This window comes from Enterococcus sp. DIV0755b, from assembly GCF_051713765.1.
GTDB lineage: Bacteria > Bacillota > Bacilli > Lactobacillales > Enterococcaceae > Enterococcus_C > Enterococcus_C canintestini.
The window spans coordinates 209,962-228,646 of record NZ_JBIOQN010000001.1; the positions used below are offsets into that span (position 1 = coordinate 209,962).

Below are 18,685 nucleotides of genomic sequence, written 5' to 3' on the forward strand. Positions count from 1 at the left end.
TTTCCTTTAAACCAAAAAAGACTGGCAAAGCGCCAGTCTTTTTTAATATGTGCCAATATTAATAAAATAATACTGAGACGAATTATGTTTTTTTAATATCCTAAAAATACTGCATTTTTTGTAGAGTGTCAATACGATTTGCTAGTAAAAGGGGGAATATACCAATTCACATATTTTCAAATAACATGCAATAATCATCTCACCCGATTGCAGTCACACTTCCTATTATTTAAAAGTAACTTTTCTTTTTTAGTTGTCAGCTTTCAGAATAGAACACTTATGATAAAATAAGAGCAAGTTGTAACTTATTCTATAGAAATTTGGTGACAAAATGCAGCAAGTAAAACTATTTTTAAAAGAAAATCGCCTCTTTATGTTGGCGAGTTTTGGCCTACCTTTTTTAATTCTGGCTTTTATTTATTTAACGATTGGGATTTATCCTGGCAGTAGTCGTAGTATTCTGGCCAGTGATGCTTTTTCCCAGTTCTCTAACTTTCATGCCAGCTTCCGTAATGCAATGTTAGGCAAACAAAGTTTTTTATATTCCTTTAATACCTCTTTGGGACTGAATTATCTTTCTTTAATTTCTTATTATTTAGGTGGGCTTTTCACTCCACTGGTCTTGTTTTTTCCTAATCAGCTCATGCCTGATGCATTATACTTTTTGACTTTACTAAAAGTTGCCAGCGCTGGCCTAGCTTTCTGGTTTTACGCCAAACATACTTTTAAGATTGATAAATGGGCGCAAGTGGCACTTTCTGTCTGTTATGCGCTAATGTCTTTTATCGTTGCTCATTCTGAGATTATTATGTGGATTGACGCCCTTGTTTATTTGCCTTTAATTATTTGGGGCATCGACCGGCTTTTATTATTCCAAAAACCGCGGTTACTGTTTTTTAGCTACTTACTTTTATTTATTTCAAGCTTTTACATGGGCTTTATGATCGGTATCTTCTCTGTTTTATACTTTGGCGTGCGTCTGATTGAAAATTTCAAAACTAATAAAAAAAGAATTCTCCCTTATGCCACAACTTCCCTTTTGGCCGGTGGCGCTTCAATGATTATTATTTTGCCGGCAGTTTTGGATTTACGCACTAACGGCGAAGAACTAACACAAATCACTCAGCTAAAAACTGAAGCCACCAATTTTTTAGATATTATCATGAAAAATATGATTGGCGTTTACGATACAACCAAGTATGGTAGTATTCCGTTTATTTATATTGGCTTATTGCCACTAACCTTTTGTTTGTTTTATTTCTTTGCAAAAGGGGTAGCCCGTAAAGAAAAGCTGTTGTTTGCCGCTTTATTCGCTATTTTAATTGCGAGTTTTTATTTCGTTCCTTTAAATCTGTTCTGGCAAGGAATGCATGCGCCTAATATGTTTTTATTCCGCTATGCGTATCTATTTTCTTTTTTAGTTATCATGTTAGCCGGTTATGGTTGGGAACAATACCAACCCAAACAGTGGCCAAAACTCGTAGCACTCTTTATTGCGATGATGCTGATTTTTTGTTTAGCGATGGGACTAAGAGGCGACAATGAATATACGTATGTTAAATTCGGTTCTTTTATTTTAACGATTTGTTTTTTACTGTTATATATTTTAGTCTTTACCTTTACCGCAAAAGACAGTTTTACCAAAAAGACTGCGCGCATTTTACTACTTGCTGTCATTTGTTGTGAAGCAGCAGTCAATACTAACGGCATGGTACGTGGTATTTTAAATGACTGGAATTACGCTTCTCGAAGCCTTTATACCCAGCCTTATCCTGCGATTAAAAATCTGGTTGACCAAACTAAAAGTAGCAACCAGAGCTTTTACCGCTTAGAAAACTTAGATCCTGTCTCCAGTAACGACAGCTTTAATTATGGCTATAGTGGCATTAGTATGTTTTCTTCCATTAGAAATCGCCATTCTTCTAGTTATTTAGATCAGTTAGGTTTTCGTTCAAGAGGCACCAATTTAAATATTCGTTACGCTAATAATACGTTATTGATGGATGGCTTTACTGGGATTAAATACAATTTGACCAAAACACCGTTAAACAAATTTGGCTTTAAAGAAATCGCCAAAAAAGAAGATTATCACTTGTATGAAAATGAATATGCGCTACCTTTAGCTTTCTTAGCTGACCCTAGCGCCCAAGCAATCATTCAGCCGCCTAATGATAATCTAACTAGCCAAACCAATTTAATGAATGGTTTAAGCGGGGAAAATTTCCGCTATTTTGATTTTTTACCTTTAGCTTTAGTTAAAACAGCAAATGCGACAGTCTCAGATACGGGTAACTTCTTACGCCTAACCGAAGAAAAAGCTAATTTAGCTAAAGATATTACCTGGAGTGTGACTGTGCCAGCTCATAAACAAGCCTATTTAAGTCTTTATCCACAAGATTTCGCAGAATTAGAAAGTTCTACTGTTACGATTCTGTTAAACGGGCAACAACGCAAAACGCAAATTAATATTAGCGGCCAGTACTACGATTTGGGTTATTACGATAAAGAAACCACGATTACTTTTACGGCTAGTTTTTATGGTACCAAATCAATCGGCTTCCAAAATCCCCAAGTCGTAACCCTTGATACGGACGCTTACAAACAAGCTATGGATGCATTAAAAACACAAGGAGTTGCTTTAAAAACAGGCAACCGGAGTGCCACGGGTACTTTTACTGCACCAAAAGATCAACTACTTGTGACTACAATTCCTTTTGATCGAGGTTGGCAAGTAAAAATTGACGGTAAAAAAGTTCCCGTCACCGCTTTTCAAGATGCTTTGGTTAGTGTAAAAGTCTCAAAAGGCAAGCACCAAATTACGCTTAGCTACTTACCACCAGGTTTTACTATTGGTGTGGCTTTGTTTATCATTTGTCTGCTTTTGTTTTATTGCTTTGATCGCTTTTATCAAAAGCAAATTCATCAAACCCAAAATTAAAAAATCGTTGCGCTAAATATCGATTAAGACATTTAGTGCAACGATTTTTTTATTCGTATTTCACTTCTACCAAATACAAGCCTTCTGGATGAGCTGTCGGTCCAGCTAAATTCCGATCTTTGGCTTTAATAATCTTCGAGATCGCATCTGGTTCCATCCGGCCATTGCCGATTTTTAAAAGTGTACCGACCATAATCCGAATCATCTTGTATAAGAAGCCATCGCCAGTAAACGTAAAGGTCAATTCATCGCCTAAATCATTAACCGTCATTTTAGCGACGCGAATGGTGCGGACTTTATCTTCTACAGAACTGCCAGCAGCACAAAAAGAAGTAAAATCATGCGTACCTAAAAAAGCCGGTAATGCCGCTTCTATTCTGGCTAAATCTAAAGGATAAGGATAGTAACTGGCATAAAAACGCCGAAAAGGACTACGGGGCTTGCCAATATCTACTTTAAATTGATACGTTTTCTCTTTGACCAAGTATCGAACGTGAAAATCATCGGCGACAACTTCCACACTTTTACAGGCAATATCTTGAGGAGTTTGGGTATCTAGGGCAAAGCGCATTTTTTCTAAAGGGCGCTCATTAGGAAAATCAAAATGAATGACTTGTCCTAATGCATGTACCCCGGCATCTGTTCGCCCTGACCCTTGTACTTCAACAAAATTACCATTGTTCATCTTCGTTAATGTTTTTTCTAATTCTGCTTGAACCGTGCGACCAGACACTTGCCGTTGAAAGCCGTGAAAGTTCGTTCCATCATAAGCAATAATAGCTTTATAGCGCAATTTTATTTCCTCAATTCCGAATTAAAATCAATAAGACTGTCACGATTGCAAAGACTACAATTACCATCGTGTCGCGCCAGTGCCAATCTAATTTACGATATTTCGTTCGCCCTTCACCGCCGGTATATCCTCTGGCTTCCATCGCAGTAGCTAAATCTTCAGCTCGATTAAAACTCGAAACAAATAATGGAATTAATAGCGGAATGATAGCTTTCATTTTTTGAACTAAACTACCTTCACCAAAATCAACACCACGAGCACGTTGGGCGTTCATAATCTTTTCTGTTTCATCCATTAACGTTGGCACAAATCGCAAAGCAATAGATAACATCAAACTTACTTCATGCACCGGAAAACGAACGACGTTTAAAGGTCGTAAAATATATTCAATCGCATCAGATAGCTCTAAAGGCGCTGTAGTAAGTGTCAAAAGAGTCGACATAAAGATGATTAAAATAAAGCGGCAGAAAATAAAAGCCCCATTCATTAAACCATAATCTGTCACGGTAAAGACCCACCAATGCCACATCACATTACCACCAGTGGTAAACAATACTTGTAGCAAGACAGTAAATAAAATCAACCAAATTAACGGTTTAACACCGCGAATAAAAAAGGAAATTTTTACTTTGGAAAGTAAGATGCAGCCTAAAGTAAACAGTGCCAAAAAGGCATAGCTTTGCCAATTATTCGCAAAAAAGATTACAGCGATAAAATAAAAACTGGCAATTAATTTCGCCCGCGGATCCAAACGGTGAATGAGAGAATCTCCTGGAATATAACGTCCAAAAATTAATTTGTTCATCATTTGCCGCCACCTCCAGCTAAAAGCATATCCGCTAATTCTTCGGCAGTAATCGGTAAACGATCAAAATGCAAACCTTTTTCTTGTAGCCGCAAAGCAAATTCGGTTGCCATCGGTACACCAATTTGTTTTTCCTGCACCCATTTGACATCTTGAAAGACATCTACTGGACGGCCTGATTTCACTAATGCGCCTTTTTCTAAGACATAAACATAATCAGCAAAGTTCGCCACATCATCCATTAAATGCGTAACTAAGACAATCGCAATATTTTTTTCCTGATGCAAACGTAAAAACATATCCATCATATCTTTACGGCCTTTTGGATCAAGGCCCGCTGTCGGTTCATCTAAAACTAAAACTTCAGGTTCCATTGCTAAAACGCCTGCGATAGCTACCCGTCGCATTTGTCCACCGGATAGGTCAAAAGGTGAACGCTCCATATAAGAGGCATCTAAGCCAACTAGGGTAAGATATTCTTCTGCTAAAGTTTGGGCTGCTTCTTCTGTGACACCAAAATTTTTGGGACCAAAGGCGATATCTTTTGCTACTGTTTCTTCAAATAACTGCGCTTCAGGAAACTGAAAGACAATGCCGACTTTTTTGCGAATCGGTTTTAAATTCTTATTGTCTGTCGTTGCGACAATTTTGCGTTCACCAATGGTTACTGTACCACTAGTGGGTTTTAGTAGTGCATTTAAATGTTGGAGTAATGTGGACTTGCCACTACCTGTATGTCCAACAATGGCCGTATATGAACCAGCCGGAATTTCAAGGTCAATATCATATAATGCTCTTTGTTCAAAAGGCGTGCCCGGTTGATAGGTAAATCCTACTTGTTCAAAACGGATGTCCATAACCACTCCACCATCCCTTCTTCAGTCAAGTATTCTTCAGGTACTGCTACGCCTCGTTCTTTTAACGCTGCTTTTAATTTTTCTGGAAAGGGTAAGTCCAAGCCTAATTCAATTAACTTTTCACCAGCTGAAAAAATTTCTGCAGGAGTACCTTCTTTTACTAATTTTGCTTCTTGCATCACTAAAATGCGATTGGCATTAGCTGCTTCATCAATATCGTGGGTAATCGATAATACCGTCAAATTATTTTGATCTTTAATTTTTTTGATCGTGGCAATAACTTCTTCACGACCTTCTGGATCTAACATACTCGTCGCTTCATCCAAAATAATAATATCTGGTCGTAACGCCACCACCCCTGCAATAGCTACCCGTTGTTTTTGACCACCGGATAAACGCGCGGGTTCTCTTTGTTTAAAAGCGCTCATGCGGACTTGTTCTAACGCATCTTCCACGCGAACTAACATCTCCTCACGGGGAATACCTTGATTTTCTAGTCCAAAAGCGACGTCATCTTCAACAGTCGAACCAACGAACTGATTATCAGGATTTTGAAAGACCATGCCCACCATCTTACGGATGTCCCAGACATTTTCTTCGTTTAATAAATTCCCGCCAACCTTGACTGTTCCAGCTTGTGGTAATAATAAGCCGTTAATCGTTTTGGCTAACGTTGATTTACCAGAACCGTTGTGACCGACGATCGCCACCCACTCGCCTTTTTTTATCTGAAAGGAAACACCATCTAACGCATTACGTTCAGCTTCTGGATCGTAGCTGAATTTTATATCAACAAGTTCAATAATATCTTCCATGACGACTCCTGTCCTTCATTCGTAGTCTTTATACAAAAATAAACTCTTACTAGTAAAAAAGCTGGTTTAGACCGCTTTTCTTACTAAATTTAGCAGAAAATAAGGGCAAATACAAATGGTTATGACTGAATGTCTCCTAAACAATCTTTTCTATTACTAAATTTTTTAAAAATTATTTAGGAGGCATTCGGTTTTAATGTCTTGACAGTAAATTTTGGGTAAAAAAAAAGCACTTTATGATGAGTGCCTGCCCCTTAGTAAAACTAAGGGGCGGCGCTGAGCTAGACTCGGAATTTACTTCCAACATCATAACACTCTAAAGGACATCGATAAAGTGATGAAAAGTGTGATATTAAACAAGTTCTAGGATAACCATTGGTGCTGCATCGCCGCGTCTTGGTTCTGTCTTCAAGATGCGAGTGTAGCCACCTTGGCGTTCTGCATAACGAGGTGCGATATCGCTAAATAGCTTTTGTAAAGCTGATTCAATCACGATTTCGTCGTTTTCTTCCCGTACACTTGCTACTTCGTTACGTACGAAGGCAGCAGCTTGACGACGGGCATGCAAATCGCCACGTTTACCTAAAGTGATCATTTTTTCAGCAGTTGAACGAACTTCTTTAGCACGAGCTTCAGTCGTTACGATACGTTCGTTGATCAATAAATCAGTTGTTAAATCACGCAACATCGCTTTACGTTGGCTAGATGTGCGTCCTAATTTGCGGTAACTCACGTGGAATTCCCTCCTTTTTGATTCTGCGACTATTAGTCGTCTTTACGTAATCCTAAACCAAGATCGTGTAATTTGGCTTTCACTTCTTCAAGTGATTTACGACCTAAATTACGTACTTTGATCATTTCTGGTTCAGATTTATTTGTTAATTCTTGTACTGTATTAATTCCAGCACGTTTCAGACAGTTATATGAACGAACAGATAAGTCTAATTCTTCGATTGTCATTTCTAACATTTTTTCTTTTTGTGTTTCTTCTTTTTCAATCATGATTTCAGCATTTTTGGCTTCATCAGTTAGATTCACAAAAATATCCAAATGTTCAGTCATGATTTTCGCAGCTAAACTCATTGCTTCCATCGGCATGATAGAACCATCAGTCCAAATTTCCATCGTCAATTTATCAAAATCGTCACGACGGCCAACCCGTGTGTTTTCTACTTGGTAGTTAACACGATTCACTGGTGTGTAAATTGAATCAACTGGGATAACACCAATTGGCATATCTTCCCGTTTGTTTTCATCAGCTTGCACGTAACCACGACCAGGTCGAACAGTCAAGCGGGCATGAAAAGTTGCCCCTTCAGAAACGCTACAAATATACATATCTTTGTTTAAAATTTCTACATCACTGTCAACGATAATGTCACCAGCAGTAACAGTCGCTGGACCGGTAATGTCGATTTCAAGGGTTTTTTCTTCTTGCGTGTACATTTTAAGAGCAAGACCTTTGATATTCAAAATGATTTGTGCGACATCTTCGCGCACACCTTTAACGGTGGAGAATTCGTGTAAGACGCCATCGATTTGAATACTTGTGATCGCTGCCCCAGGCAATGAAGATAATAAAATACGACGTAGGGAATTGCCTAAAGTAGTCCCATAACCTCGTTCTAGAGGCTCAACGATGAACTTGCCATAATCTTTTTCTTCATCAATTTTTGCAACTCTTGGTTTTTCGAATTCAATCATTCTTATCTTTTACCCCTTTCAAAACGAAAAGTGTCTTGTTCAATGACGTAAAAATGTAGAAACTCAAATTGAGCAGCACTCATTAAACACGACGGCGTTTTGGAGGGCGGCATCCATTATGAGGAACTGGAGTCACGTCACGGATTGCAGTCACTTCTAGACCTGCTGCTTGTAATGAACGAATTGCTGCTTCACGTCCAGAACCAGGGCCTTTAACAGTTACATCAACTGTTCTTAATCCATGTTCCATTGCTGCTTTTGAAGCAGTTTCAGCTGCCATTTGAGCGGCAAAAGGTGTTGATTTTTTGCTACCTTTAAAACCTAAAGCACCAGCAGATGACCATGCTAACGCGTTACCATGAGTATCTGTGATCATTACGATTGTATTGTTGAATGTTGAATGGATATGTGCAATACCGGTTTCAATATTCTTTTTGACACGGCGTTTACGATTCACTTTTTTTGCTACCATGAAGTTTTAACCTCCTTCACTAGATTATTATTTTTTCTTACCTGCAACTGTTTTAGAAGGTCCTTTACGAGTGCGGGCATTGTTTTTAGTGTTTTGACCACGAACTGGCAAACCACGACGATGACGGATACCACGGTATGAACCGATTTCCATCAAACGTTTGATGTTTAAGTTGACTTCACGACGAAGATCACCTTCAACTTTTAATGTATCAACTGCTGCACGAATAGCATCTGTTTGTTCATTCGTTAAATCACGAACACGAACATCTTCAGATACGCCAGCTTCAGCTAACACTTTTTTCGCAGTAGTGTTTCCGATACCATAGATGTAAGTTAAAGAAACTACTACGCGTTTATCACGAGGAATATCTACTCCTGCAATACGTGCCATATTTTGTTACACCTCCGATTATCCTTGACGTTGTTTATGTTTTGGATTTGCTGGGCAAATCACCATAACGCGTCCTTTACGACGAATTACTTTACAATGTTCACACATTGGTTTTACTGATGGTCTTACTTTCATGATAATACCTCCTTGAAGTTTACGGAGTACAATTATTTAAAACGGTATGTGATCCGACCGCGTGATAAATCATAAGGCGATAATTCTACCGTCACTTTATCACCGGGCAGGATACGGATGTAGTGCATACGGATCTTACCTGATACCGTAGCGAGCACTTGGTGTCCGTTTTCCAATTCCACTTTAAACATTGCATTCGGCAAAGTTTCGACGACTGTACCTTCGATTTCGATAACATCTTCTTTTGCCACGCACAGTACCTCCTTGTACTTGTTTCGCTTTACACGATAAAATGGCGGAAACTGGCGTTCCCACCTGAGATTCTCAAAACTTGCCTTTAATTAACGCTAAAGGCGGACTGACATATTCTATCATAATATATCACACTTAGCAAGAGAAAGTTTCTTTGCAAGTCGGTAGCTGTTTGCGCGTGTTACCCGATGATCTTTTGCACGTCGGCAAAGACTGCATCGATATCACGATCTCCATCAATCGACTGCAATAAACCTTGATCTTTATAGTAACTTAAGATCGGTTCACTGCTTTTAATGTTGACAGCTAGACGATTCTTGACTGTTTCAGGCTTGTCATCTTCTCGTTGATAAAACTCGTGGCCCCCACAACGATCACAAGTGCCTTCAACTTTAGTTGGGTTGAAGATTTTGTGATAAGTTGCACCGCAATTGCGACACATATAGCGACCCGCAAGACGTTCAACTAAGATTTCTGACGGAACATGGATTTCAACGACAGCATCTAATTTTTTGCCAAGTTCTTTTAGCATTTGATCCAATGCTTTTGCTTGATCTAACGTTCTAGGAAAACCATCTAACAAGAAACCCTTGTCAGTATCTGGTTCAGCTAGACGCTCTTTTACGATACCATTGGTAACTTCGTCAGGCACTAATTCGCCTTTATCCATATAAGCTTTTGCTTCCAGGCCGAGAGCTGTTTCATTGGCCATAGCCGCCCGAAACATGTCACCTGTTGAAATGTGCGGAATTTGATATGCGTCAACGATTCGTTCAGCTTGCGTACCTTTTCCTGCACCAGGTAATCCCATTAATACAAGGTTCATACTAACTCCTCCTGTAAGTTTATGGTGGGGGTGTTGAGGAAAAACCTCAACACTTCACCTTCACTCTAATTGATAAAACCAGTATATTTCCGTTTCAGCATTAACCCTTCTAACTGTTTAGCAGTTTCTAAGGCAACACCGATTACGATCAATAGACTTGTCCCACCCAAACCAATTGATTGTGGCAAGTTCCAGACCATTTGCGCAATAATTGGTAATAACGCAACTAACCCTAAGAACAAAGCCCCAACTGCGCTTAAACGCATCAATAAGCGAGAGACATAATCTTCAGTACCTTTACCAGGTCGGACCGATGGAATATAACTTCCTTGCTTTTGTAAGTTTTCCGCTAATTTCTCAGGGTTAACTTGCACGAAAGCGTAAAAGAACGTGAATGCTACAATCAATAACGTATAAATCGTTGCACCAGGCACTGTGTTATAGTTAAAGATTTGCATCATTACATCATACCAACCTTCACCACGATACGAGCCACTTAAAGCTTGTAAAATAGCGTTCGGGGTAGCAATGAAAGAACTGGCGAAAATAACTGGAATAACGCCGGCAGCGTTCACTTTAAGCGGTAAATAACTGCTTGTTGGTGCGCCAGCTACGCGTTTTGTATATTGGATCGGAATTTTACGTTCGGCTTGTTGGACAAAAGTGACCAACGTGATAATAACTAAAACAGCAATTACCAATGCCACCATAAACAGTGCCGATTTCCAAATTTCACTTGATTCGATATTAATGAAATAATCTTCCACTAATTGTTTAATCGCATCAGGTAAACGCGAGATAATACCAGCAAAGATGATCATAGAAACCCCATTGCCGACGCCTTTTTCCGTGATTTGTTCCCCTAACCACGTTACAAACATTGTACCTGCGGTTAAGATCAAACCAATCACGACAAAAGTCATCACATCTGGGTTATCCACAAAGCCAAGCTGAGTCCAAGAATTAAATCCAGCAGTAATCCCGACAGATTGAACAAAGGCTAATACCAATGTCAAAATACGAGTCGCTTGATTTAATTTACGTCGGCCTACTTCCCCTTGTTTGGACCATTCAACGAACTTAGGCACGATATCCATTTGCAACAATTGAATAACAATTGAAGCAGTAATATAAGGTGACACACCCATTGAAAAGACCGAAAAGTTTTGCATCGCACTACCACTTACCATGTTTAACATGTTTAAAAATGGTAGTTCAGCGATACTTTGTAGGCGACTAGCATCAACACCAGGAACGGTGATATGAGCTCCTAGACGAAAGACGAATAAAGCAAAAACGGTAAAGAAGATCTTTGATCTAATATCTTTAACTTTAAAAGAGTCTTTCAACAGTTTAAACATTAGATCACCTCAATTGACCCACCGTTAGCTGTGATAGCTTCTTCGGCTGTTTTTGAGAATTTAGCTGCTTTCACAGTTAATTTCTTAGTCAATTCACCGTTTCCTAAAACTTTGATTCCAGCTTTTTCGTTTTTCACGATTCCAGCTTCTACTAGAGTAACAGGTGTTACTTCAGTACCGTCTTCAAAGCGATTTAAGACATCTAAATTGATTACTGCGTATTCTTTACGGTTAACGTTAGTAAAACCACGTTTTGGTAAACGACGGAATAATGGTGTTTGACCACCTTCAAAACCTAAACGTACACCGCCACCTGAACGCGCTTTTTGACCTTTTTGTCCGCGACCAGCTGTTTTACCGTTACCAGATGAAGTACCGCGACCGACGCGATTGCGTACTTGGCGTGATCCTTCTGCAGGTTGTAATTCATGAAGTTTCATAGGGTTGGCACCTCCTTAACAAGTTAAACTAAGTTTGCTTAAATTTCTTCAACGTCCACTAAGTGAGAAATAGTATTAACCATGCCTTTGATTGCATCATTAGCAGGTTTTACTACAGTTGTATTCACTTTACCAAGACCCAACGCTTTAACAGTATCACGTTGGTTTTGAGGACGCCCGATAACACTGCGTTTTAAAGTAATTTTTAATTCAGCCATTATTGTTGTCCTCCTTATCCGATAATTTCTTCAACTGATTTGCCACGTAATGCAGCAACTTCTTCAGCACGTTTTAATTGAGATAAACCTTCAACAGTTGCGCGAACAACGTTGATTGGTGTGTTTGAACCTAATGATTTAGAAGTAATATCTGAAACGCCTGCTAATTCTAAGACGGCACGGACAGGTCCACCTGCAGCAACCCCAGAACCTTCAACAGCTGGCTTCATTAAAATGCGGCCACCGCCAAAGACGCCGATAACTTCATGAGGGATAGTTGTTCCCACCATAGGTACTTCAATCAAGTTTTTCTTAGCACTTTCGATCGCTTTACGGATAGCTTCTGGTACTTCTTGGGCTTTACCAGTACCAAAACCTACGTGTCCGTTTTTATCGCCAACTACAACTAAAGCTGCAAAACGCAAACGGCGTCCGCCTTTAACAACTTTTGTTACACGGTTGATCGCAACAACGCGGTCTTCTAATTCCAAATGATTTGGATCGATGTAAGTCATGAATGGTGTTCCTCCTTTTCCTAAAATTCTAGTCCATTTTCGCGAGCAGCTTCAGCTAAAGCTTGCACACGGCCATGGTAAAGGTAACCACCACGGTCAAAGACTACTTCTTTAATACCTTTTGCAGCAGCACGTTCAGCAACTAATTTACCAACGGCTTGCGCTTGTTCTGTTTTAGTTCCACCTGAAATTTCTTTATCCAAGGCAGAGGCACTTGCTAGCGTTACACCCGCTACGTCATCAATAACTTGCGCGTAGATGTTTTTGTTAGAACGGAACACGTTCAAACGTGGGCACTCAGCAGTACCAGAGATTTTGTTACGGACACGGCGATGACGCTTTTGACGTGTCTTGTTTTTGTCTGGTTTTGTAATCACAATTGTCACCTCTTCTATTTGCTGGCCTAAGCCGCGAAAAGTAAATAGCCCTCTTCTAAAAAGGAAGATGTGAAGCCGTAATTTGCATACGGGCTTCGGCTATATCCTTTATTATTTACCAGTTTTACCTTCTTTACGGCGGACATATTCGCCAACATAGCGGATACCTTTGCCTTTGTAAGGTTCTGGTGGACGTACGCCACGGATGTTCGCAGCTAATTCGCCAACTACTTCTTTGTTGATTCCTTTAACAATCACTTGAGTGTTTGCAGGAACTTCAATTTCAATACCCGCTGGCGCTTCAATCTCAACTGGGTGAGAGTAGCCAACGTTTAAGACTAATTTTTTGCCTTGTAATTGGGCACGGTAACCAACCCCGATAAGTTCAAGAGCTTTTTGGAAACCTTCAGAAACACCAACGACCATGTTGTTAAAGTTGGCACGAGTTGTTCCGTGGATTGTTTTCATTTCTTTTGTGTCATTTGGACGAGTGAAAGTTACCACGTTTCCTTCGATATTCATAGTAATATCAGAAGAAAAAGTACGTGTAAGTTCACCTTTAGGACCTTTGACTGTAATGTTGTTGCCATCTTGCTTGACTTCTACGCCAGCAGGCAATTCAACGATTTTATTACCGATACGACTCACTTAAAGACACCTCCTTGTAAAAGATTATATTACCATACGTATGCGACAACTTCGCCGCCGACATTTTTTTGACGCGCTTCTTTATCAGTGATTACACCGTCAGAAGTCGAGATAATGGCGATACCTAAACCATTTAATACTTTTGGTACTTCGTCAGCTTTAACGTAAGCACGTAAACCTGGTTTAGAGATACGTTTCAAGTTAGTGATAACACGTTCACCGTTTTTGCCGTATTTCAGGAAGACACGGATCACGCCTTGTTTGTCATCTTCGATATATTCAACATCACGCACGAAACCTTCTTTTTTCAAGATTTCAGCGATGTCACGCTTGATTTTTGATGCAGGCACTTCTAAAGATTCGTGCTTAACCATGTTAGCATTACGAATGCGTGTTAGAAAATCTGCGATTGGATCTGTCATGACCATGGGTTCTTTACCTCCTTTATGCGAGTATTTGTTTACCAGCTAGCTTTCTTCACGCCGGGAATTTGACCTTTATAGGCAAGTTCGCGGAAGCAAATACGGCAAAGTTTAAATTTACGATAAACTGAATGTGGACGTCCGCAACGTTCGCAACGAGTATAAGCTTGTGTTGAATGTTTAGCAGGACGTTGTTGTTTAGCAATCATTGATTTTTTAGCCACGTAGTTCGCCTCCTTTAATTATTTTTGGAATGGCATGCCTAATTGTGTCAGCAATTCACGTGATTCTTCATCAGTGTTGGCTGTTGTCACAATAACGATGTCCATCCCGCGTACTTTGTCGACCAAATCATAATCAACTTCAGGGAAGATTAATTGTTCTTTGATACCTAAAGTGTAGTTACCGCGACCATCGAATGATTTTTTACTTACACCATGGAAGTCACGGACACGTGGTAGTGAAACACTTACCAATTTGTCTAAGAATTCATACATGCGTTCGCCGCGTAAAGTAACTTTCGCGCCGATTGGCATACCTTCACGTAAACGGAAGCCGGCAATAGATTTTTTAGCTTTTGTAATCAATGGTTTTTGACCAGCGATTAAAGTTAATTCTTCTACTGCTTTATCTAAATTTTTCGCATTTGAAACAGCGTCACCCACACCCATGTTGATTACAATCTTTTCAACTTTTGGTGCTTGCATCACTGAATTATAATTGAATTTTTCCATTAAAGCTGGAACTACTTCTTTTGAGTATTTTTCTTTCAGGCGGTTCATTTAGTTGCCCCTCCTTCCTTTAATTATTTATCTAGAACTTCACCGGTTTTCTTGGAAACGCGGACTTTTTTACCGTCAACTTCTTTGTAGCCAACCCGAGTAGCTTCACCGTTTGATGGGTCGATGATCATGACATTTGATACATGAATCGGAGCTTCCATTTCAACGATTCCGCCTTGCGGAGCAGCTTGAGAAGGTTTTTGGTGTTTTTTCACGATGTTAACACCTTCGACTACAACTTTATCTTTTTTCGGGAAAGCTTCTAAAACAACGCCTTCTTTGTTTTTATCTTTACCGGTGATAACTTTGACTTTGTCGCCTTTTTTAATAAACATTACTGTTTCGCACCTCCTTTTAAAATAGGTTTTCTTATAATACTTCTGGTGCTAGGGAAACGATCTTCATGAAGTTGTTTTCACGCAATTCACGGGCAACAGGGCCAAAGATCCGAGTTCCACGAGGGCTTTTATCGTCACGGATAATTACCGCAGCATTTTCATCAAATTTAATATAAGAACCGTCAGCACGGCGCGCACCTGATTTAGTGCGGACGATGACCGCTTTGACAACGTCGCCTTTTTTGACAACCCCACCTGGCGTTGCTTGTTTAACTGAAGCAACGATCACGTCTCCGATGTTAGCAGTTTTGCGACCTGAGCCACCTAGGACTTTGATCGTCAAAATTTCACGCGCACCTGAGTTATCAGCAACTTTTAATCGGCTTTCTGATTGGATCACGGTTGTATCCTCCTTTATCGCTTTATTTAACTAACAAGTTTCAAAGTGCAATTAGATAATTACAGCTTTTTCAACGATTTCTACTAGACGGAAACGTTTAGTAGCAGATAATGGACGAGTTTCCATAATTTTCACGATATCGCCAACTTTAGCTTCGTTGTTTTCATCGTGCGCTTTGTATTTCTTAGAATAGTTCATGCGTTTACCGTAGATAGGGTGGTTTTTCTTTGTTTCGACAACAACAGTAATGGTTTTATCCATTTTGTCAGATACCACGCGACCTTGGTAAACTTTACGTTGATTTCTTTCAGTCATACCGCTAATGGCCTCCTTCCACAATTACTTCGCTTGTTCACGCAATACAGTTTTGATGCGTGCAATCGATTTACGTACTTCTTTGATACGTGCAGTGTTTTCTAATTGACCGGTTGCTAATTGGAAACGCAAGTTGAACAATTCTTCTTTCAATTGTTTTTCCTGATCAAGCATTTCGGCAGTGGTTAATTCTCTGATTTCTTTAACCTTCATTCGATTCACCACCCATTTCCTCACGTTTTACGATCTTAGTTTTCACTGGTAATTTGTGAGAAGCAAGACGTAATGCTTCACGAGCAACTTCTTCAGGTACACCGGCGATTTCAAACATGATTTTACCACGTTTAACTGGTGATACCCAGCCTTCAGGTGCCCCTTTACCAGAACCCATCCGGACCCCGATAGCTTTTGCTGTATATGATTTATGAGGGAAAATTTTGATCCATACTTTCCCGCCACGTTTCATATAACGAGTCATTGCAATACGCGCTGCTTCGATTTGGCGGTTAGTAATCCAGTGAGATTCTAAAGCTTGTAAGCCGTATTCACCAAATGCTACTTCTTTACCACCTTTTGCTTCGCCACGCATTTTACCGCGGAACTCACGACGGTGTTTTACACGTTTAGGTACTAACATGTTTATTTCCCTCCTTTCTCAGTGTTTTGAGCGTTCTTTTTCGTTGGCAAGATTTCGCCACGATAGATCCACACTTTAACTCCTAATTTTCCGTAGGTAGTGTTTGCTTCTTCCCATGCGTAGTCAATATCAGCACGCAATGTGTGAAGTGGAACAGTACCTTCTGAGTAGCCTTCGCTACGAGCGATATCAGCGCCGTTTAAACGACCAGATACCATTGTTTTGATTCCTTTAGCACCAGAACGCATTGTGCGTTGGATTGCTTGTTTTTGAGCGCGACGGAACGCAACTCGGTTTTCTAATTGGCGAGCAATTCCTTCGCCCACTAATTTTGCATCTAAATCTGGTTTTTTGATTTCCACGATATTGATGTGGATACGTTTGCCAGTTAAGCTGTTTAATTGTTTACGTAAGTTTTCAACTTCTGAACCACCTTTACCAATAACCATACCTGGTTTAGCAGTGTGGATAGAAACGTTCACGCGGTTAGCAGCACGTTCGATTTCAACAGTAGAAACTGCAGCGTCAGCTAATCTAGTCGCGATAAACTTACGGATTTTCAAATCTTCGTGTAAGAAGTCAGCATACTCTTTTTCAGCATACCATTTTGCATCCCAGTCGCGGATGATGCCTACACGCATTCCAATTGGATGTACTTTTTGACCCACTGATTATCCCTCCTTATTTTTCTGATACGACTACAGTGATATGACTTGTACGTTTGTTGATTGGTGAAGCTGAACCTTTAGCCCGTGGACGGAAACGTTTCATTGTTGGTCCTTCGTTAACAAAGGCTTCGGAAACAACTAAGTTTTCAACATCTAAGTCAAAGTTGTTTTCTGCATTCGCAACTGCTGACATCAAAACTTTTTCGATGATTCCGGCAGCTTTATTTGGTGTGAACTTTAAGATTGCAATTGCTTCAGCAACGCTTTTACCTCTAATTAAATCGATTACTAGACGAGATTTGCGAGGAGATACGCGAATTGTTTTCGCAGTTGCTTTAGCTTTTGTAATTTGTTCTGCCATGATGATATCCTCCCCTCAAATATTAACGTCTTGTTTTCTTATCGTCAGCGGCATGCCCACGATAAGTTCTGGTTGGTGCAAATTCACCTAATTTATGTCCTACCATGTCTTCTTGAATGTAAACTGGGACATGCTTGCGTCCGTCATAGACAGCAATAGTAAATCCGATAAAGTTCGGAAAAATTGTTGAACGACGTGACCAAGTTTTGATGACTTTTTTCTTTTCGGCACCTTGTTGTGCTTCGACCTTTTTCATCAAGTGTTCATCGACGAAAGGTCCCTTCTTTAAACTACGACCCATGGTGAACCTCCTTCCAAAATGTAGACCACATGGTCAAAAAACTTATTTAGCTTTGCGACGACGTACGATAAGTTTGTCTGAAGCAGCTTTTTTGTTACGTGTTTTGTAACCCAATGCAGGTTGACCCCAAGGTGATACTGGAGCTTTACGACCGATTGGTGCTTTACCTTCACCACCACCGTGTGGGTGATCGTTAGGGTTCATTACGCTACCACGAACTGTAGGACGTTTACGCATCCAACGAGAACGACCAGCTTTACCAATGTTGATCAATTCATGTTGTTCATTCCCAACAGAACCGATTGTTGCACGGCAAGTTGCTAAGATCATACGTACTTCGCCTGAGTTTAAGCGGATTAAGACATATTTGCCTTCTTTACCTAATACTTGAGCGCTTGTACCAGCAGAACGGATTAATTGTCCGCCTTTACCTGGTTTCATTTCGATGTTATGGATAACAGTACCAACTGGGATGTTTGCAAGTGGTAATGCATTCCCAACTTTGATATCAGCTTCTGGACCAGAAACTACTGTCATACCTACTTCTAAGCCTTTTGGAGCTAAGATGTAAGCTTTAACACCGTCTGAATAATGTACTAACGCGATGTTAGCAGAACGGTTTGGATCATACTCGATTGTTTTAACTGTAGCAACAACGTTATCTTTGTTACGTTTGAAGTCGATTACGCGGTATTGACGCTTGTGACCGCCGCCTTGGTGACGTACAGTGATACGACCGTTGTTATTACGACCGGCATTGTTTTTCAACGGTGCCAATAATGTTTTCTCTGGAGTGCTTGTTGTAATTTCAGCAAAGTCAGAGCTTGTCATATTACGGCGACCATTTGAGGTAGGTTTGTACTTTTTAATTGCCACGCCTGTTTCCCTCCTATATAGTAGTAGAATTTAATG

General features: G+C 39.9%; 30 protein-coding genes. 1 reads left to right on the top strand and 29 read right to left on the bottom strand.

What is annotated here, in order from left to right:
- Positions 1-331 precede the first annotated feature (331 nt).
- The gene (locus IGI65_RS01115; RefSeq protein ID WP_438772983.1) at positions 332-2,938 is read left to right on the top strand and encodes a YfhO family protein; all 2,607 of its coding nucleotides are present in this window, start codon (positions 332-334) and stop codon (positions 2,936-2,938) included.
- A gap of 49 nt (positions 2,939-2,987) precedes the next feature.
- On the opposite strand, the gene truA is transcribed toward IGI65_RS01115, so the two are convergent.
- From truA to rplB, 29 genes are all read right to left on the bottom strand, one after another.
- The gene (gene truA, locus IGI65_RS01120; protein ID WP_412258326.1) at positions 2,988-3,731 is read right to left on the bottom strand and encodes a tRNA pseudouridine(38-40) synthase TruA; all 744 of its coding nucleotides are present in this window, start codon (positions 3,729-3,731) and stop codon (positions 2,988-2,990) included.
- A gap of 10 nt (positions 3,732-3,741) precedes the next feature.
- The gene (locus IGI65_RS01125) at positions 3,742-4,539 is read right to left on the bottom strand and encodes an energy-coupling factor transporter transmembrane component T family protein (RefSeq protein WP_412258329.1); all 798 of its coding nucleotides are present in this window, start codon (positions 4,537-4,539) and stop codon (positions 3,742-3,744) included.
- Positions 4,536-5,393 carry an energy-coupling factor ABC transporter ATP-binding protein gene (locus tag IGI65_RS01130; RefSeq protein WP_438772984.1) on the bottom strand — a complete coding sequence of 286 codons (858 nt, stop codon included), beginning with the start codon at positions 5,391-5,393 and terminating at the stop codon, positions 4,536-4,538. Before IGI65_RS01130 ends, IGI65_RS01125 begins: the two co-directional genes overlap by 4 nt.
- On the bottom strand, positions 5,369-6,208 hold the full coding sequence (locus IGI65_RS01135) for an energy-coupling factor ABC transporter ATP-binding protein (protein WP_438772985.1): 840 nt from the start codon (positions 6,206-6,208) through the stop codon (positions 5,369-5,371). Before IGI65_RS01135 ends, IGI65_RS01130 begins: the two co-directional genes overlap by 25 nt.
- 352 nt (positions 6,209-6,560) lie before the next feature.
- Positions 6,561-6,941, bottom strand: coding sequence for a 50S ribosomal protein L17 (rplQ, locus tag IGI65_RS01140; protein ID WP_071864229.1), 381 nt, complete (start codon positions 6,939-6,941; stop codon positions 6,561-6,563).
- Positions 6,942-6,973: 32 nt separating this feature from the next.
- Positions 6,974-7,912 (bottom strand): DNA-directed RNA polymerase subunit alpha, encoded by a 939-nt coding sequence (locus tag IGI65_RS01145; protein WP_071864228.1) that lies wholly within the window; start codon positions 7,910-7,912, stop codon positions 6,974-6,976.
- Positions 7,913-7,994: 82 nt separating this feature from the next.
- Positions 7,995-8,384, bottom strand: a complete 390-nt coding sequence (rpsK, locus tag IGI65_RS01150) for a 30S ribosomal protein S11 (RefSeq protein WP_016173541.1) — start codon at positions 8,382-8,384, stop codon at positions 7,995-7,997.
- Positions 8,385-8,411: 27 nt separating this feature from the next.
- Positions 8,412-8,777 carry a 30S ribosomal protein S13 gene (gene rpsM, locus IGI65_RS01155; RefSeq protein ID WP_016173540.1) on the bottom strand — a complete coding sequence of 122 codons (366 nt, stop codon included), beginning with the start codon at positions 8,775-8,777 and terminating at the stop codon, positions 8,412-8,414.
- 18 nt (positions 8,778-8,795) lie between these two features.
- Positions 8,796-8,912, bottom strand: a complete 117-nt coding sequence (gene rpmJ / locus IGI65_RS01160) for a 50S ribosomal protein L36 (RefSeq protein ID WP_002288710.1) — start codon at positions 8,910-8,912, stop codon at positions 8,796-8,798.
- 32 nt (positions 8,913-8,944) lie between these two features.
- Complete coding sequence (gene infA / locus IGI65_RS01165) at positions 8,945-9,163, bottom strand: translation initiation factor IF-1 (protein WP_010754744.1); 219 nt, start codon at positions 9,161-9,163, stop codon at positions 8,945-8,947.
- Positions 9,164-9,345: 182 nt separating this feature from the next.
- The gene (locus IGI65_RS01170) at positions 9,346-9,990 is read right to left on the bottom strand and encodes an adenylate kinase (protein WP_071864227.1); all 645 of its coding nucleotides are present in this window, start codon (positions 9,988-9,990) and stop codon (positions 9,346-9,348) included.
- Between the two features lie 65 nt (positions 9,991-10,055).
- Positions 10,056-11,351 carry a preprotein translocase subunit SecY gene (gene secY, locus IGI65_RS01175; RefSeq protein WP_438772986.1) on the bottom strand — a complete coding sequence of 432 codons (1,296 nt, stop codon included), beginning with the start codon at positions 11,349-11,351 and terminating at the stop codon, positions 10,056-10,058.
- Positions 11,351-11,791 (bottom strand): 50S ribosomal protein L15, encoded by a 441-nt coding sequence (rplO, locus tag IGI65_RS01180; protein ID WP_071864225.1) that lies wholly within the window; start codon positions 11,789-11,791, stop codon positions 11,351-11,353. The genes secY and rplO overlap by 1 nt, the downstream gene beginning before the upstream one ends.
- A gap of 38 nt (positions 11,792-11,829) precedes the next feature.
- Positions 11,830-12,009, bottom strand: a complete 180-nt coding sequence (gene rpmD / locus IGI65_RS01185; RefSeq protein ID WP_071864224.1) for a 50S ribosomal protein L30 — start codon at positions 12,007-12,009, stop codon at positions 11,830-11,832.
- A 14-nt stretch (positions 12,010-12,023) separates the two neighbouring features.
- Positions 12,024-12,524: a 30S ribosomal protein S5 gene (rpsE, locus tag IGI65_RS01190; protein ID WP_016173535.1), complete on the bottom strand. Its 501-nt coding sequence runs from the start codon at positions 12,522-12,524 to the stop codon at positions 12,024-12,026.
- Between the two features lie 20 nt (positions 12,525-12,544).
- On the bottom strand, positions 12,545-12,901 hold the full coding sequence (rplR, locus tag IGI65_RS01195; protein ID WP_071864223.1) for a 50S ribosomal protein L18: 357 nt from the start codon (positions 12,899-12,901) through the stop codon (positions 12,545-12,547).
- A gap of 111 nt (positions 12,902-13,012) precedes the next feature.
- Entirely contained in the window at positions 13,013-13,549 is a 537-nt protein-coding gene (gene rplF, locus IGI65_RS01200) for a 50S ribosomal protein L6 (protein WP_071864222.1), read from the bottom strand.
- 29 nt (positions 13,550-13,578) lie between these two features.
- A complete protein-coding gene (rpsH, locus tag IGI65_RS01205; RefSeq protein WP_071864221.1) occupies positions 13,579-13,977 on the bottom strand; it encodes a 30S ribosomal protein S8 in 399 nt (132 codons plus the stop codon).
- Between the two features lie 32 nt (positions 13,978-14,009).
- Positions 14,010-14,195 (bottom strand): type Z 30S ribosomal protein S14, encoded by a 186-nt coding sequence (locus tag IGI65_RS01210; protein WP_016173531.1) that lies wholly within the window; start codon positions 14,193-14,195, stop codon positions 14,010-14,012.
- A gap of 18 nt (positions 14,196-14,213) precedes the next feature.
- Positions 14,214-14,753 carry a 50S ribosomal protein L5 gene (rplE, locus tag IGI65_RS01215; protein WP_016173530.1) on the bottom strand — a complete coding sequence of 180 codons (540 nt, stop codon included), beginning with the start codon at positions 14,751-14,753 and terminating at the stop codon, positions 14,214-14,216.
- A gap of 23 nt (positions 14,754-14,776) precedes the next feature.
- Positions 14,777-15,088, bottom strand: coding sequence for a 50S ribosomal protein L24 (rplX, locus tag IGI65_RS01220; RefSeq protein WP_016173529.1), 312 nt, complete (start codon positions 15,086-15,088; stop codon positions 14,777-14,779).
- 34 nt (positions 15,089-15,122) lie between these two features.
- A complete protein-coding gene (gene rplN / locus IGI65_RS01225) occupies positions 15,123-15,491 on the bottom strand; it encodes a 50S ribosomal protein L14 (RefSeq protein WP_071864220.1) in 369 nt (122 codons plus the stop codon).
- A 51-nt stretch (positions 15,492-15,542) separates the two neighbouring features.
- Positions 15,543-15,806, bottom strand: coding sequence for a 30S ribosomal protein S17 (gene rpsQ / locus IGI65_RS01230; protein WP_016173527.1), 264 nt, complete (start codon positions 15,804-15,806; stop codon positions 15,543-15,545).
- Between the two features lie 24 nt (positions 15,807-15,830).
- Positions 15,831-16,019 carry a 50S ribosomal protein L29 gene (gene rpmC, locus IGI65_RS01235; protein ID WP_002288664.1) on the bottom strand — a complete coding sequence of 63 codons (189 nt, stop codon included), beginning with the start codon at positions 16,017-16,019 and terminating at the stop codon, positions 15,831-15,833.
- Positions 16,009-16,443: a 50S ribosomal protein L16 gene (rplP, locus tag IGI65_RS01240; protein ID WP_071864219.1), complete on the bottom strand. Its 435-nt coding sequence runs from the start codon at positions 16,441-16,443 to the stop codon at positions 16,009-16,011. The genes rpmC and rplP overlap by 11 nt, the downstream gene beginning before the upstream one ends.
- 2 nt (positions 16,444-16,445) lie before the next feature.
- Positions 16,446-17,111 carry a 30S ribosomal protein S3 gene (rpsC, locus tag IGI65_RS01245; RefSeq protein ID WP_016173525.1) on the bottom strand — a complete coding sequence of 222 codons (666 nt, stop codon included), beginning with the start codon at positions 17,109-17,111 and terminating at the stop codon, positions 16,446-16,448.
- 13 nt (positions 17,112-17,124) lie between these two features.
- Entirely contained in the window at positions 17,125-17,472 is a 348-nt protein-coding gene (gene rplV, locus IGI65_RS01250) for a 50S ribosomal protein L22 (RefSeq protein WP_071864218.1), read from the bottom strand.
- A 22-nt stretch (positions 17,473-17,494) separates the two neighbouring features.
- Positions 17,495-17,773 carry a 30S ribosomal protein S19 gene (gene rpsS / locus IGI65_RS01255; protein WP_071864217.1) on the bottom strand — a complete coding sequence of 93 codons (279 nt, stop codon included), beginning with the start codon at positions 17,771-17,773 and terminating at the stop codon, positions 17,495-17,497.
- Between the two features lie 42 nt (positions 17,774-17,815).
- Complete coding sequence (rplB, locus tag IGI65_RS01260) at positions 17,816-18,649, bottom strand: 50S ribosomal protein L2 (RefSeq protein ID WP_071864216.1); 834 nt, start codon at positions 18,647-18,649, stop codon at positions 17,816-17,818.
- Positions 18,650-18,685: the final 36 nt, after the last annotated feature.

Excerpts from the sequence above, each read along its gene's own strand:
- rplO (WP_071864225.1), bottom strand. The coding sequence starts at position 11,791 with ATGAAACTTCATGAATTACAACCTGCAGAAGGATCACGCCAAGTACGC.
- IGI65_RS01115 (WP_438772983.1), top strand. The coding sequence starts at position 332 with ATGCAGCAAGTAAAACTATTTTTAAAAGAAAATCGCCTCTTTATGTTG.
- IGI65_RS01145 (WP_071864228.1), bottom strand. The coding sequence starts at position 7,912 with ATGATTGAATTCGAAAAACCAAGAGTTGCAAAAATTGATGAAGAAAAA.
- IGI65_RS01135 (WP_438772985.1), bottom strand. The coding sequence starts at position 6,208 with ATGGAAGATATTATTGAACTTGTTGATATAAAATTCAGCTACGATCCA.
- rpmJ (WP_002288710.1), bottom strand. The coding sequence starts at position 8,912 with ATGAAAGTAAGACCATCAGTAAAACCAATGTGTGAACATTGTAAAGTA.
- rplV (WP_071864218.1), bottom strand. The coding sequence starts at position 17,472 with ATGGCAGAACAAATTACAAAAGCTAAAGCAACTGCGAAAACAATTCGC.
- rplX (WP_016173529.1), bottom strand. The coding sequence starts at position 15,088 with ATGTTTATTAAAAAAGGCGACAAAGTCAAAGTTATCACCGGTAAAGAT.
- IGI65_RS01125 (WP_412258329.1), bottom strand. The coding sequence starts at position 4,539 with ATGATGAACAAATTAATTTTTGGACGTTATATTCCAGGAGATTCTCTC.
- rpsE (WP_016173535.1), bottom strand. The coding sequence starts at position 12,524 with ATGACTTACATCGATCCAAATCATTTGGAATTAGAAGACCGCGTTGTT.
- rplP (WP_071864219.1), bottom strand. The coding sequence starts at position 16,443 with ATGTTAGTACCTAAACGTGTAAAACACCGTCGTGAGTTCCGCGGTAAA.
- rpsK (WP_016173541.1), bottom strand. The coding sequence starts at position 8,384 with ATGGTAGCAAAAAAAGTGAATCGTAAACGCCGTGTCAAAAAGAATATT.
- rpmD (WP_071864224.1), bottom strand. The coding sequence starts at position 12,009 with ATGGCTGAATTAAAAATTACTTTAAAACGCAGTGTTATCGGGCGTCCT.
- rpsM (WP_016173540.1), bottom strand. The coding sequence starts at position 8,777 with ATGGCACGTATTGCAGGAGTAGATATTCCTCGTGATAAACGCGTAGTA.
- secY (WP_438772986.1), bottom strand. The coding sequence starts at position 11,351 with ATGTTTAAACTGTTGAAAGACTCTTTTAAAGTTAAAGATATTAGATCA.
- rplE (WP_016173530.1), bottom strand. The coding sequence starts at position 14,753 with ATGAACCGCCTGAAAGAAAAATACTCAAAAGAAGTAGTTCCAGCTTTA.
- IGI65_RS01170 (WP_071864227.1), bottom strand. The coding sequence starts at position 9,990 with ATGAACCTTGTATTAATGGGATTACCTGGTGCAGGAAAAGGTACGCAA.
- rpsS (WP_071864217.1), bottom strand. The coding sequence starts at position 17,773 with ATGGGTCGTAGTTTAAAGAAGGGACCTTTCGTCGATGAACACTTGATG.
- rpmC (WP_002288664.1), bottom strand. The coding sequence starts at position 16,019 with ATGAAGGTTAAAGAAATCAGAGAATTAACCACTGCCGAAATGCTTGAT.
- rpsH (WP_071864221.1), bottom strand. The coding sequence starts at position 13,977 with ATGGTCATGACAGATCCAATCGCAGATTTTCTAACACGCATTCGTAAT.
- IGI65_RS01130 (WP_438772984.1), bottom strand. The coding sequence starts at position 5,393 with ATGGACATCCGTTTTGAACAAGTAGGATTTACCTATCAACCGGGCACG.
- rpsQ (WP_016173527.1), bottom strand. The coding sequence starts at position 15,806 with ATGACTGAAAGAAATCAACGTAAAGTTTACCAAGGTCGCGTGGTATCT.